At 56.2% G+C, this 14,481-nt stretch carries 11 protein-coding genes; 5 read left to right on the top strand and 6 right to left on the bottom strand.

Going from position 1 to position 14,481, the window contains the following annotated elements; genetic code table 11:
- Positions 1-5: 5 nt before the first annotated feature.
- The 5 genes from C8D90_RS00965 to flhB all read right to left on the bottom strand — a co-directional run bounded on the left by C8D90_RS00965 (position 6) and on the right by flhB (position 6,848).
- Positions 6-548 carry a DUF6484 domain-containing protein gene (locus tag C8D90_RS00965; RefSeq protein WP_115456548.1) on the bottom strand — a complete coding sequence of 181 codons (543 nt, stop codon included), beginning with the start codon at positions 546-548 and terminating at the stop codon, positions 6-8.
- Between the two features lie 4 nt (positions 549-552).
- Entirely contained in the window at positions 553-2,832 is a 2,280-nt protein-coding gene (locus C8D90_RS00960; RefSeq protein WP_115456547.1) for a type VI secretion system Vgr family protein, read from the bottom strand.
- A 392-nt stretch (positions 2,833-3,224) separates the two neighbouring features.
- Positions 3,225-3,626: a flagellar protein FlhE gene (locus C8D90_RS00955; protein WP_115456546.1), complete on the bottom strand. Its 402-nt coding sequence runs from the start codon at positions 3,624-3,626 to the stop codon at positions 3,225-3,227.
- Positions 3,623-5,704: a flagellar biosynthesis protein FlhA gene (gene flhA, locus C8D90_RS00950; protein ID WP_115456545.1), complete on the bottom strand. Its 2,082-nt coding sequence runs from the start codon at positions 5,702-5,704 to the stop codon at positions 3,623-3,625. The genes C8D90_RS00955 and flhA overlap by 4 nt, the downstream gene beginning before the upstream one ends.
- Positions 5,697-6,848, bottom strand: a complete 1,152-nt coding sequence (flhB, locus tag C8D90_RS00945) for a flagellar biosynthesis protein FlhB (RefSeq protein WP_115456544.1) — start codon at positions 6,846-6,848, stop codon at positions 5,697-5,699. Before flhB ends, flhA begins: the two co-directional genes overlap by 8 nt.
- 180 nt (positions 6,849-7,028) lie before the next feature.
- Here flhB and C8D90_RS00940 point away from each other — a divergent pair, with 180 nt between their 5' ends.
- Entirely contained in the window at positions 7,029-7,460 is a 432-nt protein-coding gene (locus C8D90_RS00940; protein WP_115456543.1) for an Rrf2 family transcriptional regulator, read from the top strand.
- Positions 7,461-7,650: 190 nt separating this feature from the next.
- On the opposite strand, the gene C8D90_RS00935 is transcribed toward C8D90_RS00940, so the two are convergent.
- Positions 7,651-8,220: a DedA family protein gene (locus C8D90_RS00935; RefSeq protein WP_115456542.1), complete on the bottom strand. Its 570-nt coding sequence runs from the start codon at positions 8,218-8,220 to the stop codon at positions 7,651-7,653.
- A 261-nt stretch (positions 8,221-8,481) separates the two neighbouring features.
- On the opposite strand from C8D90_RS00935, the gene chaA reads away from it, so the two are divergent.
- From chaA to C8D90_RS00915, 4 genes are all read left to right on the top strand, one after another.
- Positions 8,482-9,591 carry a sodium-potassium/proton antiporter ChaA gene (gene chaA / locus C8D90_RS00930; RefSeq protein WP_115456541.1) on the top strand — a complete coding sequence of 370 codons (1,110 nt, stop codon included), beginning with the start codon at positions 8,482-8,484 and terminating at the stop codon, positions 9,589-9,591.
- An 849-nt stretch (positions 9,592-10,440) separates the two neighbouring features.
- Positions 10,441-10,968: a fimbrial protein gene (locus tag C8D90_RS00925; RefSeq protein ID WP_115456540.1), complete on the top strand. Its 528-nt coding sequence runs from the start codon at positions 10,441-10,443 to the stop codon at positions 10,966-10,968.
- 136 nt (positions 10,969-11,104) lie between these two features.
- Positions 11,105-11,800, top strand: coding sequence for a fimbrial biogenesis chaperone (locus tag C8D90_RS00920; RefSeq protein ID WP_115456539.1), 696 nt, complete (start codon positions 11,105-11,107; stop codon positions 11,798-11,800).
- Between the two features lie 49 nt (positions 11,801-11,849).
- Positions 11,850-14,405: a fimbria/pilus outer membrane usher protein gene (locus C8D90_RS00915; protein ID WP_115456538.1), complete on the top strand. Its 2,556-nt coding sequence runs from the start codon at positions 11,850-11,852 to the stop codon at positions 14,403-14,405.
- The last annotated feature ends 76 nt before the right edge of the window (positions 14,406-14,481 follow it).

Raw genomic sequence — 14,481 nt, 5'->3', positions numbered from 1 at the left:
GCTCCTTAGTTAACCTGCACGGACCCCGCACGTATGCGCTGTGTCGCTCTGGCCTGGCTGTCGATATACAGCCCGCGGATATGAATGACGCCGTCCGCGCGCAGCACGATGCGTGAAGCCCCGCACTGCAGCACCAGCTCCTGCTGCGCGTCGATCTTGACCCGCTCACGTTCGCCGTCGCGGATCACCGTCACGGCCGGCTCAGGCAGCGCGGCGCTCGCCGTTTGTTCCGCACCGGCATACAACAGGCCCATGATCAGCGGCTTGTTGCCGTCGCCGTCAATAAACTGCACGGCGCAGGTTTTCCCTGTCTCATTCTCAGTGATCGCACACACGGAAACGGCACTCATTTCATCCGGTTTCAGGGCCGGAACCACGACCCGTAATCCGCCGGGGCCGGCGCTGACGATTCTGCCCAGCATGATATGCGGCAACAGCGAACCCTGACCGCCCGCGTTCACCGGATGGTGCAGCAGCGACTCCAGCGCCGACGCCGGGCATTCTTCCCCGGCGGCAGGCAGCGGAACATCCTGTCGTACTTCCTTCATCGCGTCAGTTCTCCAGCACTTTTTTGCCTTTCAGCACAATATTGCCGCCGGCTTTAAAGCCTTGTTCACCGTCGGTTTTCATGTTGAATTTCTTGCCGTTGATGCTGATATTGCCGTTTTTGTCGAGCTTGATGTGCGACTTGCCGCAGATCAGCTCGATGGTTTTTCCGGCCATGATCTTGATGTTGCCGTCGGCATCCACCGAATAGTTAACGCCGGTTTTGGTGTTGAAGTTCTTCGCGACCGTGGTCGATTTATCCTTCGCCACGCTCTGTTTATAGCTGTTGCCGACCAGCACCGTTTTGCTCAGGCCGATCTCCTCCGCCTGCGCCAGACCAACGCTGGTGTTCATCGCGCCGGCAACGGAAATCTGGTACGCGGCGCCGATGGTCAGCGCTTTGGCCGCGCCGATGCTCTCTGCTTTGGCGATAGCGACGGTTTCCACCTGGTTGGAAAGCACCGTCAGCGTGTCGTTGCCCGACACCGTTTTGCTGCGGCTGCCGCCGATGGTGACGGTTTCATCGCTGCCGACGCTCTCCGTGCGGGTGCCGCCGATGGAAATCTCTTCCGTACCGTCCACCGTTTCGGCGCGGTTGGAGTGGATCGTGATGGTTTCGTTGCCGTCCACCTCTTCCGTCCGGTTCTGATGCACGGTCACGCTTTCGTTGCCGTCCACTTCCTCGGTACGGTGACGCTTGATAAAGCTGCTTTCATCCTGGCCGATGGTTTTGGTGCGGTTCACGCCGACGTCCAGGGTTTCATTCTTCTCGATGTCGGTATCCATATTGCGCTCGGCATGGATCCAGACCTGCTCTTCGCCCATCTTGTCTTCAAAACGCAGGGCGTTGGCGGTGTCTTTATGGCCGGTTTTGCTGCGGCTGTAGAACCCCATCTGGGTGGCGTTGCCCGGCAAATCCCAGGGCGGCATGTTGGCTTCGTTATACACGCGGCCGATGATGATGGGACGATCCGGATCGCCGTTGATGAAGTCCACCACCACTTCGTCGTTCAGACGCGGGATCTGCACCGCGCCGAACCCCTGCCCGGCCCAGCTGCTGGCGACGCGCACCCAGCAGGAGCTGGTGTCATCGCCCTTGGCGTAGCGGTCCCAGTGGAACTTCACTTTGACGCGGCCGTATTTGTCGGTCCAGATGGTTTCGCCTTCAGGACAAACAACGCGCGCCGTCTGCGGCCCCTGGGTTTTCGGCCATTTGGTCACGCGCGGGCTGCGCCACACCACGTCGGACGGCACCACGGTGAAGTCGGTACGTTGCCCGCGCACGGTATCCGGGCCGCTGGCGTAGGCGTTATCCCACAGGTTGTAGTGACTGCGCACGATCAGGTATTCGCGGTTGTCGGCGTCCCTCGGCGCTTTGAACAGCGTCAGCGTTTTGCCCGGCGTCATCATGCTGGAGGTGGCGGACGCCTTCATTTTTTCATGCTGCGCCGCGCTTTCCTGCTGGCGCACCGTCGCGTAGGACTGCGCATGGGAACGATCGATAAAGCGTCCGGGCCATTCAAACTGCTCGGCGCGCTCCGGCGAGTAGGAGTCCGGGTTGGATTTGGTTTCCAGCAGGGAGGCATAAGGCTTGTGAAAATCGTAGTCGTCCACGCTGAGGTAGTTCGGCGTGACGGAATCATAAACCTGCCATTCATCCACGCAGACGTCATCGATCAGCGACGAAGCGGCGGTGCCGCGGAAGGGAACGGCCGCCAGCGCGATCGGGTTGTGCGCCTCCGGCGCATCCGCCAGCACCAGCGTATGGCCGTCTTCACTGTGTTCGAAATAATAATAGATCCCTTCGTGCTCCATCAGGCGGCTGATAAAATCGAAGGCGCTCTCATTATACTGAACGCAGTAGCCCCACTGGCGATAGCTGTTACGCAACTGGTTATCAAAGCGAATATTATAATCACCGAGCACCTGCAAAATAATATCTGCCGCGGTTTTATCCTGAAAAATACGGAAGTCTCTCGTCTTGCTCAGATACCATAACCGGGGCCACACTTCCGCCTGATAAATATAATAGCGCGATGATTCCGGCTCTTTTCCTTTCAAAGCCAGCGACATAATATCGCCATTCAGCCAGTGATCGGGCAAATTATACTGTTTTATCTGTAAACCCAGCGGTTTACCCAGTAATGACTTCAAATCAATCTGCCCGTCTTTGCTGACTAACTCAACGGTATAGTGGAAAAGCGTGGAAAGTTCCTCTTTTCCCTGCATAGAGCGAAATAACAGCTTATCCGCCAACGGGGTATGTGCAACGACCATTCGGTCCATGATGTCTGATCCTGTGTCGTATTCGGGGATAACGGCATGATTTTCATGGCTGAAAATCAGTTTCGTCCGCAAGATGGTGATTATTTATCTTTGTGATACTTGGTATTATATTGAATAACGTCGTGATGAAAAGAAGTTCTCACGAGAAATGATATATTTGTGTGATCGCTAATGGATGAATAATTTAAGCCGCTTGCTTTCAGCGTAATCAGGAGAATTCTTAACGGGGTTTTATTGCCTGATACTTATTAGATAAGTATGATCTTTCGAAATATATTCAGATAAGATATACGATTATCAATATGCGATATTTAAATTAATAAAACACCCTTTATATAGACGTTAATATCAGCAACGGATGCAATATCTTTCATTCATACCTGGCCCGTTCGTCACTGATAATTGACGATGACCTGATTCGAGGTGACGCGTAACGGCGGATAAAGCACGCCCTTTCCTTCGACATGATAAACAAAGCGCAGCGGCGCGCCGGCGGGCGCGCCGGACAATGCGTTGCTACGCCCATGCGCCGAGCCCAGCCATATGCAACGCTGCGGCGTGCACAATTTTACCCTGAGCCCGTCCGGCGACGGATTCAGCAACTGAAAACGCCAGACGACCTCACGAATGCTTGCCTGCGCGGGAACCGCGCCCGACGGTGCGAGCGGCGGAGAAGAGGCCGCCACGCCGCGCCAGCTGATCCCCGGGCCGGTATCATCCGCCGACCAGCTGCCGCTGGCGGCATACGCGCCGCCGCTCAGCAGCATCAGCACCAGGCCATGGCACAGCCTCATTCCGCCGCCCCGATGGTCGACGTCATGCGGATCTGCCGGTTATCGCTGATTTCCATATTGGACAGCACCACCATCTGCGGCAGGCTGCGTTGCAGGAAGCGCGACAATAAGGGGCGCAGCGCATGGTTCACCAGCAATACCGGCGGCGCACCAAGCAGTTCCTGGCGTTGCAGCGCTTCACGCGCCTGCTCCAGCAGGCGATCCGCCAGCCCCGGTTCCAGGCCGCCGCCGCCCTGCAATGCCTGCAGCAGCAGGCGTTCCAGCGCCGTGTCCAGCCCGATAACCTGAATCTCGCCGTCGCCGGGGAACCATTGCTGGGTAATGGCGCGCCCCAGTGCCACGCGCACCGCGGCGGTCAGTTCATACGGATCGGGCTGCGCGGCGGCATGCTCCGCCAGCGTTTCCAGAATGGTGCGCATATCACGGATAGACACCCTTTCACCCAGCAGGTTTTGCAGCACCTTATGCAGCGTGGTCAGGGTCAGTACGCCCGGGATCAGATCCTCCGTCAGCTTGGGCATCTCTTTGCTGACCCTGTCCAGCAGTTGCTGCGCTTCCTGACGACCGAACAATTCACTGGCGTGCAGCCCGATCAGGTGATTGAGGTGCGTCGCCACGACCGTCGCAGCCTCTACCACGGTGAACCCCTGAATCTGCGCCTGCTCGCGCAGTGCGCCGTCAATCCAGACCGCGGGCAGGCCAAAGGCAGGATCCGTGGTCGGGTCGCCGCTGAGTTCTCCGGCGGCGTTGCCCGGATTGATCGCCAGCCAGCGGCCGGGATGCGCTTCGCCGTGCCCCATTTCGATGCCTTTCAGCAGGATGCGGTAGCCGGAAGGCGTCATCTCCAGGTTGTCACGGATATGCACCACCGGCGGCAGGAAGCCCATCGACTGGGCAAATTTTTTGCGAATACTGCGGATGCGCCCCAACAGCTCGCCGTTTTGCTGGAAATCGACCAAAGGAATCAGGCGATAGCCGACCTCCAGCCCCAGCGGATCTTCCAGCTGAACGTCTTCCCAACTGGCCTCAACCGCGGCGGGCGTATCCATGACGGGAACGGCGGCCACCGCCTCTTCCCGGACGCCTTCACGCTTGCGCACCCACCACGCCAGCCCCAGCAGCGCGCCGGTGAACAACAGAAACACCAGGTTGGGCATCCCCGGCACCAGCCCCAGCAGGCCGAGCACCGAGGCGCTGAGCAACATCACGCGCGGATTGGAGAACAGCTGCGTCATCATCTGTTCGCCGACGTCCTGATTGGTGCTGACGCGGGTAACGATGACGCCGGCGGCGGTGGAAATCACCAGCGCGGGGATCTGCGCCACCAGGCCGTCGCCGATGGTCAACAGGGTGTAGGTTTCCGCTGCGTCCCCCACCGGCATGTTGTGCTGAATCACCCCAATCAGCAGTCCGCCAATCACGTTAAGCGCCATGATCAGCAGGCCGGCTATGGCGTCGCCGCGCACGAACTTACTGGCGCCGTCCATTGAACCGTAAAAATCCGCCTCCTGGGTCACTTCCGCGCGGCGTTTCTTCGCTTCGTCTTCGCCAATCAGGCCGGCGTTGAGATCGGCGTCGATCGCCATCTGCTTGCCCGGCATGCCGTCCAGCACGAAACGCGCGCCAACTTCGGCAATACGCCCCGCCCCCTTGGTGATAACCATAAAGTTGATCACCACCAGAATAATGAACACCAGGATCCCGATGGCGAAGTTGCCGCCCACCAGGAAATGGCCGAATGCTTCAATCACCCGCCCGGCCGCCGCGCTCCCCGTGTGGCCCTCCATCAGCACCACGCGCGTGGAAGCCACGTTGAGCGACAGGCGCAGCAGCGTCGAGAACAGCAGCACTGTCGGGAAAGCGGCGAACTCCAGCGTGCGCTGGGTAAACATCGCCACCAGCAGCACCATGATGGACAACGCAATGTTGAAGGTGAACAGCAGATCCAGGATGAACGGCGGCAGCGGCAGCACCATCATCGAGAGGATCATCAGGATCAGGATGGGGCCGGCCAGTATTTGCCACTGCGTACTTTTCATGGCGCCCGGCAGGCGAAGGAGTGTGGCCAGGTTAGGCATCTGGGGTTGTGTCTCCGGCAAAGTCCAGTGCTTCCGGCACCGGCAGGTTTTCAGGTTTCTTCGGCGCCTGGCCGCCTTCGAGCCGCCAGCGTTTCAGTTGATAGACCCAGGCCAGCACTTCCGCCACCGCGGCGTACAGCGTGGAGGGTATTTGCTGGCCGATCTCGGCGTGGCGGTAGAGCGCCCGCGCCAGCGGCGGCGCTTCGAGCTGCGGGATGCGGTGTTCATTGCCGACTTCCCGGATACGCAGGGCGATCTCGCCCGCGCCTTTCGCCAGCACGTTGGGCGCGCTCATCCGCCCTTCCTGATAGCGCAACGCGACCGCATAGTGCGTCGGGTTGGTGATGATGACATCGGCCTTCGGCACGTCGCTCATCATGCGCCGCCGCGCCGCCGCGCGCTGTTGCTGACGGATGCGGCTTTTAACGTGGGGATCGCCTTCCTGCTCTTTAAACTCTTCCTTAAGTTCCTGCTTGGTCATGCGCAGTTTTTTCAGGTTGCTCCAGATCTGATAAAACACGTCGAACGCCACCATCGGCACCAGCCCCAGCACGATCAGCAGCGCACATTGCCCTATCAGGCCGAGGGCTTCGCGCAATGCGACCAGCGGCGGCATGGTCATCAGCGTGAAGAACTGCGGCCAGTAGTGCCACAGAAAACCGCCGACGATGCCGCCGACCATACCGGCCTTCAGCACCGCTTTAAGCAGTTCCGCCAGCGCCTGTACGGAGAACATGCGTTTGAATCCGCTGATCGGATTAAGCTTTTTCAGGTCAAAACTGATGGACTGTGGGCTGAACAGGAAACCGCCGATCAACATCGGCGAAATCCAGCCCACCAGCGCCAGCCCGAACACAACAGGAAACAGGGCGATGGCCGCCTGCTGCAATAACGTTCCCAACTGGCGCAGCATCTGCTTGTCGTTGCTGATCATCAGAGGGTCGAACTCCATTCCCTGCGCCACCATGCTGCCCAGTTGTTGCGCCAGCGTTCCTCCGCCCAGCAATAGCAAGGCCGTCCCGACGGCCAGCATCAGGATAGATGTTAATTCACGCGAACGCGGAACCTGTCCCTTCTCGCGGGCCTTTTCCACCCGGTGGGGTGTGGGGGCCTCTGTTTTCTCCAGATCGCTATCTTCAGCCACGGGGATGATCGGGTAATGGGTAAGTGGAAGTAGCATGGCAGAGAATGCGGGTAACGATGGCGGGAACAGAGGGGGGAAATGCGGGCTGATTCAGGCATTGGGCGGGCCGCCGCGCAGGAATCTCCGCTGCGGAAAGCCGGTTTGTGGTACAATCGTTCAGTTCGTCACCACGGGGAAACTATGAAATTAACCACCTATACCGACTTCGGTCTGCGCGCCCTGATGTTTCTGGCGCTGTTGCCGCCGGGGCAGCGTTCCAACGTCGCCGATATCTCCACCTATTATGATATTTCGCGTAATCATATGGTGAAAGTGGTCGGCCAGCTTGCTTCGCTGGGATACGTGCGCGCCATCCGAGGAAAGAACGGCGGCATTGAGCTGGCACGCGCGCCGCAGGAGGTTAACGTCGGTAAGGTTATCCGCGAGCTGGAGAACAATCTTGACGGCATCGATTGCAGCGCGCCTTACTGCAAGCTGATCCACGTCTGCCGTTTGCAGCGGGCGCTGAAAGCGGGCATGGAGGCATTTCTCACGGCAATGGAAGACTACACGCTGGCGGATCTGGTGGAAAACCGCGAAGAGTTAATCACCGTACTGAAGCTGGGTGAGTAGCCCCGGTACGGCAACTCACGCAGTTCCCAATCCTGTTTCCCCCCCACCAAACGTTGTTCTTTACCAGAATAGCCATGCTTGCCGCCTTAAACATGCATTTCAAAATCAATGTATAAGCCATATAATAAGCATTTAATATGCAACTTACTGTATACGGGCAACGTTAAAAATAAGCGGTGGGTGCAGACCGTCAGGCGTCGTGTTTATGGCGCTGTTTGAACAATTTCACGCCAATTAACAGCAGAAGCAGGCAGATTGCCAGAATCAGAAAAGCGATGCGGCGCTGATGTTGATCGGCAAACAGGCGATGCAGCAGTTCAGTGGCGCCGTAGCCCAGCGTGACGATGCAAAATGCCCACACCACCGCGCCAATCAGGTTGAGCAGAATAAATTTGCCCGGACGCACGCCGGCGGAGCCGATGACGATGGGGCCGATGGTACGAAAACCATAGGCGAAGCGCATACCGAGGATCAGCAACGTTTCATGCGCATGGACCTTTTGCCGGAACTGTGCGATACGCGCCTGTTGGCGCCGGAAGCGTTGCAGAATGCGCGAGCCGAAACGGCGGCCGATAAAATACAGCCCCATATCACCGATACAGGCGCCGGCCATCGTTAACAGCAGCACCAGCGGATAAGACAGGATATGCTTATGCGCCGCGGCGCCCGCCAGAAACGCGATGGTTTCACCTTCCAGAATACTGCCCACGACCACCGCAATATAACCGTAATCGGCGATCCACTGACCGGCTTCCGTCATCGTTGACCCCTCTTTATTTCGCAACACCGGTCATGATAGCGGTAAAGACGCCACACCGACAGAATTCTCCGACTTCAGCTATCATTATTCACACTCATTAACCGTGATGCACATCTGCTAACTTCGTAAAAATGCGTAAAAAATTATTTTGATAATTGCTTTTTTGATAGGATAAACATACTTTTTTCGACCTATCGATTGTCTTTTACGATTGATCGCCTGCTTATAAAATTATTCGCAGATAAAAAGGAGAGCCCCACCATGAAGTCTCACACCGAAGCGTGCCAAGGCAAGACCCGGCATACGGAATACACGCTGGCCTTGCCCATCATCGCTTTAGTTATCCTGGCGCTTTGGGGAAACGTCACCAACTTTGCGGCAATTGCGGGGATTAACATCCTGGCGCTGGTCGCCATCCTGAGCAGCGCCTTCAGCGTTGTGCGTCACGCAGACGTACTGGCCCACCGCCTGGGCGAGCCATACGGTTCGCTGATCCTCAGCCTTTCCGTCGTGATTTTGGAAGTCAGCCTGATTTCCGCACTGATGGCAACCGGCGACGCCGCGCCCGCGCTGATGCGCGACACGCTGTACTCCATCATTATGATCGTCACCGGCGGCCTGGTTGGTTTTGCCCTGCTGCTGGGCGGCCGCAAGTTCGCCACGCAGTTCGTTAATCTTGCCGGTATCAAGCAGTATCTGATTACCCTGATCCCGCTGGCCATTATCGTGCTGGTGTTCCCGTTCAGCCTGCCGGGCGGAAACTTCACCATCGCTCAGGCGCTGGTCGTTGCCGCGATTTCCGCGGCTATGTACGGCGTATTCCTGCTGATTCAGACGAAAACGCATCAGAGCCTGTTTGTTTACGAACATGAAGATGACGGCGACGACCCGAACGATCCTCACCACGGTAAACCGTCGGCGCACAGCAGCGCCTGGCATACAATTTGGTTGATCGTACACCTGATCGCCGTTATCGCCGTCACCAAGCTGAACGCCAACCCGCTGGAAAGCCTGCTCACGACGCTGAACGCGCCGGCGCAGTTTACCGGTTTCCTGGTTGCGCTGCTTATTTTGTCACCGGAAGGGCTGGGCGCGATGAAGGCCGTGCTGGCGAATCAGGTACAACGCGCCATGAACCTGTTCTTCGGCTCGGTATTGGCCACGATTTCCCTGACGGTACCCGCGGTAACGCTTATCGCTACCCTGACAGGGCAAACGCTGGTTTTCGCCCTGGACACGCCACAGATGGTCGTGATGCTGGCTTCCCTGATGCTTTGCCAGGTTTCTTTCAGTACCGGAAGAACCAACGTGCTCAATGGCGCAGCGCATCTGGCATTGTTCGTCGCCTATCTGATGACGATTATGCTCTGACGCTGACGAAACAGGATAAAGCACGGTACGGTTACGTGCTTTATTCCTATTCGCCATCCTTACCAATTTAGTTCCTCATAGCCCAGAAACAGCGGTATTTCACTGGCATGACGCCTCTTTCACATAAGCGTAATCAAACTCTCTCATGTCGTTAAGATTTTTCTATCACCCACTCATAAGTTAATTCCTAAACCAGGATAAAACCGACCTCCACGATATATCGCATTTTTTATCAAACGTAAGATTATCATTCGAAACCGCATCGCAACTATATGATTTTTATTGTTATTTTTCTCTATGGCGCTTTTTAAAATATTAGTAATATTTTTTGCGACAAGTCAGAATAAAACACCAGCATTTGGTAATTTTTTATATCTTTTTAGACTTAAACCCCAAGAGCATCACTTCTGTAAGAAAAATCTAATGAATTTCAGCATTAACCGCCCTCCCCCTTGAATGTAAGATTAATCCAATATAAGATGATTCTCATTGAAATCTAACGGATATTTTTTGCACATAGGGAAATGCCTACCATGATAATAGTCGGCTTTATTTGTACTATTTATACTGCAGCCACTCCCTAATTCAGTAGTCTGATCCATACCTATTTAGTTATTGTCTCCTGGTATGCTGGGGGGCCACGCTATACACAGGGAAATAAGATAAACGGAGGTTGATCGGGAAAATATTCATTGTTGCTGTTATTCAGGTTTCAAATAAGCAAACCATGAATCATTTTACAGTTTTAAAAGATATCGCCAAATATTTCTGAGCTGTCAGTGGCCTGCCGCTGCAGAAATATAGCAGGATTGCACATTTACTCAATATGGATTAATCAGGAAAATACAAATGAAAAAGATTCTTTTAGCAACGCTGGTCTGCCTGCCCATCACCGGTTTTGCCGCCAGTGAAAATACCATTCAATTCCAGGGCGAAGTTACCGATCAAACGTGTTCCGTTGCTATTAACGGCATGGAAGCTAACCCGACTATTCTGCTGCCGACCGTTCCGGCCAGCGCACTGGACGCATCAGCCAAGGTTGCCGGTCTGACCCCGTTCACCATCTCCCTGACCGGTTGCACCGCATCCGCCACGGGTGACCAGAACGTAGACACCGTATTCGTTGCCAACAACCTGACCGCTGATGGCCGTATCGGCAACACCGGTGACGCAGAGAACGTTACGCTGCAACTGGTTGATCCGGCGGCTCCGACTACCGCTCTGGACGTAACCGGCACCACCGGGGCTCCGGGCCTGGTCATCAAGAAAGACGCTGAAACCGCTTCCTATGACTTCGGCGTTCAATACTACGCTGAAGGCGCCGCCAAAGCCGGTAGCGTGCTGGGCAGCGTACAATACGCTGTATCTTACAAGTAATTGTGAGCGCCGGTGTCCTTTCGGGGGCACCGCTTCTTTCAGAGCAGACTTTTAATAATCATTAATAATAGACATCTCTCTTAATTAAGCAGCTATTTTTGCGACGCCTCCTTATTATTTGCACCGGGTTATTACAATGAAAAAAATCATTACTTTCGCCTTTATTGCTGCACTGCCGGCCTTTGTAAATGCCAGCGCCGTCCTGGAAAACACCCGTATCATTTATGCCGGTAATAAAGACGGAAAAACGGTAAAAATATCCAATAACGATCCGACGCCTTATATCGTTCAGGTCTGGACGGACAGCGGCAACGTTAATGCTAAACCTACCGATCCCAATGCGCCCTTCGTCGTGCTGCCGCCCAGCTTTAAAATGTCACCGAACAGCGTACAAACGGTCAAAATGATCTACAGCGGTTCAGCACCGGCTCAGGACCGGGAGTCCGTGTTTTATTTCAATATGGTGCAGGTTCCGCCGGTCAAGCAGAACCAAAACGCCATGGCATTAATCCTGAAAAACCGGGTGAAAATCTTCTACCGCCCTGCCGGGCTTCCCGCTCCGAGCAAAAGCGTGCTGGAGAACGGCCTGAGTTTTCACGCCGATGCGCGCGGCGTCAGCATCAATAATCAATCGCCTTATTTCGTTTCCGTGGCCAGCGCAAAAATGACCTGTTCCGGCAGCCAAACATCGCTTGCTGCCGACATGATTGCGCCCAAAAGCAATAACGTCCACTGGAAAGGTAAAACAGCCGGTCGGGCAGGATGCGCGATCGAGTACACGTATATAAACGACTACGGCGGACAGGTAACGGCCAGCGCGAAAGTACAATAATTTTCCCAACCTGATTTTGGGTCGTCTGATAAAGGACTTTTCAGGCATCATGTTGAATAAATTCCTCACATATGAATACCTTTTCGCGCTGCTGTTGCTAACCTCCGCCAGCGCCGCCGCAGCGGAAACCGCTGTGCCTGAAACGACCGAGGTTCAGGACGGTGAATTCTATTTCGACCAGAATATGCTGGTCGGCGGCGGTAATGTAGAAAACCTCAACCTGCTGAAGTCCACTGCTAATGTCGCCCCCGGCGAGTATCAGGTAGACATTTACCTGAACGGGGAGTTTGTCTCCAACCGTATCGTGGAATTCAAAGCGGATGCCCGTCAAAACGGACTCTCCCCCTGCCTGGATAAACAATACCTGGCCGACGCCGGCGTCCTGACCAGCGAAATCAGCAATATCCCCTCCTGCTCGTTACCCGATCTGGTAACAGGGGCCACCACGGATTTCAAAGAGAACGAGCTGCGCCTCAACCTGTTTGTTCCCCAGGCCAAAATGCGCCGTACCCCGCGGGGCGCCGTGCCGGCATCAAGCCTGGATGCGGGTAACAGCATGCTGTTCCTCAACTACGACGCCAACTATTACCGCAGCCGGTCCAGCGGACAAACCTCAGATTCCGGCTACGTCGGCCTGAACAGCGGCTTCAACCTCGGGCTGTGGCAGTTGCGCCAGCAGTCCAACTTCACCAGCTATCAAGGCAGCGGTTCACGCACCAACAAGTTTAAGTCACTGAATACTTATCTGCAGCGCCCGCTGCTGGGCCTGCAAAGCCAGATGACCCTGGGCGATGTTTACACCTCGGGCAGCCAGTTCGGCAGTCTGGGGATGCGCGGCGCGAAGCTGGCGTCTGACGATCGCATGCTGCCGGATTCCCAGCGCGGCTACGCGCCGACGATCCGCGGCATCGCCAACACCAACGCCAAAGTGGTGGTCAAGCAGTCAGGCAACGTGATCTACCAGACCAGCGTGCCGCCGGGTGATTTCGCCATTGACGATCTCTACCCCACCAACTATCAGGGGGACCTGGATGTTGAGATCCAGGAAGCAGACGGACGCATCAGCTCGTTCACCGTGCCGTTCAGCGCGGTGCCGGAATCAGTGCGTCCCGGCCAGTTCAAATATGACCTGGCCCTGGGCCGGGTGCGCAACATCAGCAACAGCAATGATTTCGTCGCGGATATCGTCGGGCGTTTTGGTATTTCCAATAACCTGACGCTGTCCACCGGCGTGCGCGGCGCAGAAGGATACCGCGCAGCCCTGCTGGGCACCGTGTTCACCAACACCACCGGCGCTTACGGTGTGAACGCCATCTACTCCAATGCCGAGGTGCCGGATAAAGGCACGCAGAACGGCTGGCGTTTCTCGCTGAACTACAGCAAAACCTTTACGCCAACCAACACCAACATCGCCCTGGCCGCCTTCCGTTATTCTACCAAGGGCTTTTACGATCTGAGCGACGTACTGGGCCTGCGCGCCGCGCAGTCTAAGGGCAGTAACTGGGTTTCCAGCTCTTATCAGCAAAAAAATCAGTTCACCGCCACCGTCAGTCAGTCGCTGGATCAATACGGCCATATCTACTTTTCCGGCTCCACCAGCAACTATCGCGGCGGGCGCAGCAACGACACACAGCTGCAGACCGGCTATAACTTCTCGTTGAACAACGTGTCTTACAGCCTGTCTTATTCGCGTCAGAAAACCGGGCGGACCTACTACGGTACCCAAAACGACGCCAACACGGCGCAAAGCTACAACGGCAGTACGGAAAACGTCATCATGTTTTCCTTTTCCATGCCACTCGGCGGTTCGAACTCGTGGTCAACGTCTTACAGCCGCCAATCCGGCAACAGCAAAGGCTATCAGCTTCAGTCCAGCCTCAGCGGCTCTGCGGGGGCGGAAAACTCACTCAGCTACGGCATCACCGCCGCCTATGACGATCAGCAATACAGCAGCGGCGAAGGCAGCCTCAGCGGCTCGCTGCAAAAGCGCTTCGCCAATGTCACGATGGGCGCCACGGCGGCCACCGGCCGTAACTACACCCAGGGCGGCCTGAGCGCGCGCGGCGCGGCGGTCCTGCACGGCGGCGGCCTTTCGCTGGGGCCATACCTCAGCGACTCCTTCGCCCTGGTCGAAGCCAAAGGCGCGGAAGGCGCTGTGATCAAGAACGCACAGGGCGCGCGTATCGGCAGCAACGGTTATGCGCTGATGCCGTCGCTGACGCCCTACCGCTTCAACGAAGTCGTGCTGGACCCGCAGGGTATCAGCAACAACAACATTGAGCTGGAGAGTCAGTCCAGCCGCATCGCCCCTTACGCCGGCGCGATGGTGAAAGTAAAAGTGAAAACGACGGAGGGTTATCCGTTACTGCTCAGTTTCGATCAGAACCTGTATCCGCTGGCGCTGGGCGAAGACGTTTACGACGACGCAGGAAACAGCGTGGGAATGGTCTCTCAGGGCGGAATGATTTATGCCAGGGCTAAAGGACTTAAAGGCGTGTTGTATACCCGCGGCGCAGTGGTACGCTGTGCATTGCCCTACGAGGTTAGCGATAAAACGGCAGGCCAGCCGCTTTATCGCGCTACCACCGTATGCAAAAGGGGGTAAGTAATGTCACCGATTTCCCGCCGGGTGCTGCCGATGCTGGCGCCGAGCGCACGTTCTTATATGGGCGGCGCGCTGG

This window comes from Enterobacillus tribolii (assembly GCF_003363015.1).
Lineage (GTDB): Bacteria > Pseudomonadota > Gammaproteobacteria > Enterobacterales > Enterobacteriaceae > Enterobacillus > Enterobacillus tribolii.
The sequence above is the reverse complement of the archived record's forward strand: the minus strand, read 5'-3'. Positions and strand labels throughout refer to the sequence as shown.

Bases quoted from the DNA above. Each gene is read 5' to 3' on its own strand.
- flhA (WP_115456545.1), bottom strand. From the start codon at position 5,704: ATGCCTAACCTGGCCACACTCCTTCGCCTGCCGGGCGCCATGAAAAGT.
- C8D90_RS00955 (WP_115456546.1), bottom strand. From the start codon at position 3,626: ATGAGGCTGTGCCATGGCCTGGTGCTGATGCTGCTGAGCGGCGGCGCG.
- C8D90_RS00960 (WP_115456547.1), bottom strand. From the start codon at position 2,832: ATGGACCGAATGGTCGTTGCACATACCCCGTTGGCGGATAAGCTGTTA.
- C8D90_RS00920 (WP_115456539.1), top strand. From the start codon at position 11,105: ATGAAAAAAATCATTACTTTCGCCTTTATTGCTGCACTGCCGGCCTTT.
- C8D90_RS00935 (WP_115456542.1), bottom strand. From the start codon at position 8,220: ATGACGGAAGCCGGTCAGTGGATCGCCGATTACGGTTATATTGCGGTG.
- C8D90_RS00965 (WP_115456548.1), bottom strand. From the start codon at position 548: ATGAAGGAAGTACGACAGGATGTTCCGCTGCCTGCCGCCGGGGAAGAA.
- C8D90_RS00925 (WP_115456540.1), top strand. From the start codon at position 10,441: ATGAAAAAGATTCTTTTAGCAACGCTGGTCTGCCTGCCCATCACCGGT.
- chaA (WP_115456541.1), top strand. From the start codon at position 8,482: ATGAAGTCTCACACCGAAGCGTGCCAAGGCAAGACCCGGCATACGGAA.
- C8D90_RS00915 (WP_115456538.1), top strand. From the start codon at position 11,850: ATGTTGAATAAATTCCTCACATATGAATACCTTTTCGCGCTGCTGTTG.
- C8D90_RS00940 (WP_115456543.1), top strand. From the start codon at position 7,029: ATGAAATTAACCACCTATACCGACTTCGGTCTGCGCGCCCTGATGTTT.